The following is a 3,230-nucleotide window of genomic DNA, read 5'->3' on the forward strand; positions in this document are numbered from 1 at the left end:
CACACTCTTACTCACCTTGTTGTAGAACACCTCAACCCCATGCACCAAAGCTGGCAACACCCCCATCTGTGGATTACCTATGTCAATGTCAACAAACGCACCCCCACGCCCACCTCCAATCTGCAATGCGTAGAAAGCTCGGCGCTGCCGCCCTCCCCACTCGCTCATCCCAGGATGCTCGCTCTCGGCTGGCGGTGAATTGACGAATCGACCCGCTGCAACCGCCGCCTCAAAGCTGCGACGAAGATTCGTTGTTGTTCCAGCCGCAAAAAGCAAACGATCCGGTTTGACTTCTGCCAACATTAAACCGCTGGTGATTATACCCGCTGCAGCAAGAGCACCTGTAAGGTTAAGGAAGCTAGCCCGTTGCGCCTCGGACAAGCCATTATAGAAGGCCGCGCCTAGTCCGTCAGGGATACTATTCAGTAACGCCTGCTGCGCGGCACTAAGTTGACTAAAGCTAGGGAAACTGCATCGTGGCGGTTCACCAAGTTTGCTCACATCGACTGGATTCTGCGGCAGTGTAGCTGCTGGCAACTCCGGCGGCCCATCAACCAACGGCGGCAGCAACCGCTGATCCATCTGCATCCCAAACATCCATAACTCCCATAACGCCTCCATCGCCTCGAAGTATTCCCTGTTTAGCGCAAACAACCCAGTAGGATCCACAAAGTTCACCGGATCGTTCTGCACATAGCTGTACCGGTTGAACGATTGCGGATCCGTCAAGTCATAGCTCCCTTCCCATGGATCTGGCTCGTTGAACCGCGTCCACCACCCGTGGTAACTCCTCATCAGCGCCTGATCGCTCCAATTCCCATCCCGCTCATACCCCCCATACACATACGGATGATACCGTGGGTTCTCGCTCCTCTCTGTCTCTCCGCCCCACGGATCCAACTCCACCACCGCCACCACATTCCCCGCTTCGTCCGTCAACCGCTCACCTCTTCACCACTGGATCTCGGTGCACCCATCTCACCCCGCCCTGCTGCACCGCCAATAGCTCCCCACCAGGCCAATAGACATACCCCCTGCTCCAACTCCAGCCATATCCCCAGTTCCTCACCTCAGCCACCACTTGCCCGCCCAACACGCTCGACCGGATGTAATAGACCACCTCCCCCGTTGTCATTCTTCTTCACCCGCAACCCGTCCCCATCGTTCCAAAGCCGCAATGTCCGGATCGGCCCCATCGTGCCTGCCTGCTGACCCTTGCTCCGCAATCTCCGTAACGGAATACTATTGTGACCCCTACCTTACTTTTGAAACCGCTGACCAGCCTACCTCACGCACCGCGAAGACTTAGTCCCGATGGGCCCACTTACATACTCGATACTGTCAACTACCCTCTCATAGTTGTAAAAGATCGCAATACCACGATCGCGGTACTCTATTACCTCAACAGGCCCTCTCTTTGACTCGTATAACGGACTGGATTCACCATCGCCCAAACAATCATCAAAATCATACCTCGTCATAACGCAATCATCGCCCAAACGTCTGGTCACTTCCTCCACCCCTATCCCCTCTGGCTTCTCTACCACACTTTTGATGACATCATGCTGCTCGTCTAGAACAACTACAAGATCCCCACCAAAATCTCCTCTTCTTCTGTACTTGAACCAAACCTCGGCATAAGTTCCATCGGAGACTCTCTCGATTTCGGTCGGCTGGCCCAACACACGCAGCAGGTCGGCCAGCTTAGACCTGCCCACCACCAATCCTCGGTACGTTGCTGGTTTCCACGATATTTTCTCCTTGCTCGTGCTTGCTAAGCACTGTGCCGCTCCCTGTCTCATGATCGCTCGGCTTTCCTGTGATACCAATTGCTGAGTAAAAAACAGGCACATTATCAACAGATCCTTAATCATGACCTTTTCCCTCCCTAAACGGAGAAACGCTTCAAATATCCCCTAAGGACAGAAAGAATTGAGGTACCGCTCTGGATCACGACGCTCACCGTTCACCCATACTTCAAAATGCACATGTGACGGTAGACCTCTCGCGTTGCCAGTAGCACCAACTACACCTATTTGCTGTCCTTGGGTAACATCCTCTCCTTCTCTAACCAAGTTCCTAGCATTGTGAGCATAACGAGTTTGTACTCCATCGCCATGATCAATGATGATGAGGTTGCCATACGCTCTCCCCGCGGGATCAGTCCGCATGCCTGAGTAGATAACCCTACCTGAACGATTAGCATATATCGGGGATACGTTCTCCTCGCCTGCAATGTCTAATCCCAGATGTCGCCTTACCCTCCCGTTGCGACTTGCTCTCCTTGCCTGCCATTGACCCTCTCCGCCCCTTGGATCGCGCAAGTGCCCGGGCTGGCCGATAGGCTCACGGTTGAAACCAGGCTGGCCAGTCACCGGATTCACCCCACAATGTGGTCGCGGTGGATCCCCCAACCTGCTAACATCAATCAGGTTCTGTAACGAACCAATCTCTGCCGGAATGAACGGCGCCCCATCAACCAACGGCGGCAGCAACCGCTGGTTCATTTGCATCCCGAACAGCCACAACTCCCATAACGCCTCCATCGCCTCGAAGTATTCCCTGTTTAGCGCAAACAACCCATCTGGATCGACGTAATTCACCGGATCATTCCTGACGTAAGCATACCGGTTGAACGACTGCGGATCCGTCAGGTCATAACTCCCTTCCCATGGATCCGGCTCGTTGAACCTCGTCCACCACCCGTGGTAACTCCTCATCAGCGCCTGATCCACTCCGTCCCCATCCCGCTCATACGTCGTGTACAGGTACGGCTGCTGCCTCTGGTTCACACTTCTGTCCGTCTCCCCGCCCCACGGATCCAACTCCACCACCGCCACCACACTCCCCGCCTCGTCCGTCAACCGCTGACTCTTCACCACCGGATCCCGGTGCACCCACTTCACTCCCCCGGCTTGAATCGCCAGCAACTCCCCACCAGGCCAATAGACATACCCACGACTCCAACTCCAGCCATATCCCCAGTTCCTTATCTCAGCCACCACTTGCCCGCCCAACACGCTCGACCGGATGTAGTAAACGACATCCCCATTGTCGTTCTTCTTCACTCGTAACCCATCTCCATCGTACCTCTGCTCTAACCGATACCCGCTCCCTTGCGCCCACGCCTGCCGCCCTCCCGCATCATACCCATACTGCTGCCGCCCGTCGTCCACCAAGTCCCCTGCTCCATCGTACCCTAACCCAACGACCCGATTCCCAACGTAACT

At 55.2% G+C, this 3,230-nt stretch carries 4 protein-coding genes; all 4 read right to left on the reverse strand.

Annotated elements, in window-relative coordinates; all coding sequences use genetic code 11:
- The coding region (locus PYK22_RS16090) for an RHS repeat domain-containing protein (protein WP_041979504.1) at window positions 1-939 on the reverse strand (939 nt) is incomplete at its 3' end.
- Between the two features lie 4 nt (window positions 940-943).
- Window positions 944-1,135, reverse strand: coding sequence for a hypothetical protein (locus tag PYK22_RS17705; RefSeq protein WP_157770945.1), 192 nt, complete (start codon window positions 1,133-1,135; stop codon window positions 944-946).
- Window positions 1,136-1,283: 148 nt separating this feature from the next.
- A complete protein-coding gene (locus PYK22_RS16095) occupies window positions 1,284-1,874 on the reverse strand; it encodes a hypothetical protein (protein ID WP_041979507.1) in 591 nt (196 codons plus the stop codon).
- Between the two features lie 42 nt (window positions 1,875-1,916).
- Window positions 1,917-3,068, reverse strand: a complete 1,152-nt coding sequence (locus PYK22_RS17095) for a peptidoglycan DD-metalloendopeptidase family protein (protein ID WP_162199877.1) — start codon at window positions 3,066-3,068, stop codon at window positions 1,917-1,919.
- Between the last annotated feature and the right edge of the window lie 162 nt (window positions 3,069-3,230).

Source organism: Pyrinomonas methylaliphatogenes, assembly GCF_000820845.2.
Taxonomy (GTDB): Bacteria; Acidobacteriota; Blastocatellia; order Pyrinomonadales; family Pyrinomonadaceae; genus Pyrinomonas; species Pyrinomonas methylaliphatogenes.

What these genes read in the sequence shown, in the direction of transcription:
- PYK22_RS17705 (WP_157770945.1), bottom strand. Translation starts at nt 1,135, where the DNA reads ATGACAACGGGGGAGGTGGTCTATTACATCCGGTCGAGCGTGTTGGGC.
- PYK22_RS16095 (WP_041979507.1), bottom strand. Translation starts at nt 1,874, where the DNA reads ATGATTAAGGATCTGTTGATAATGTGCCTGTTTTTTACTCAGCAATTG.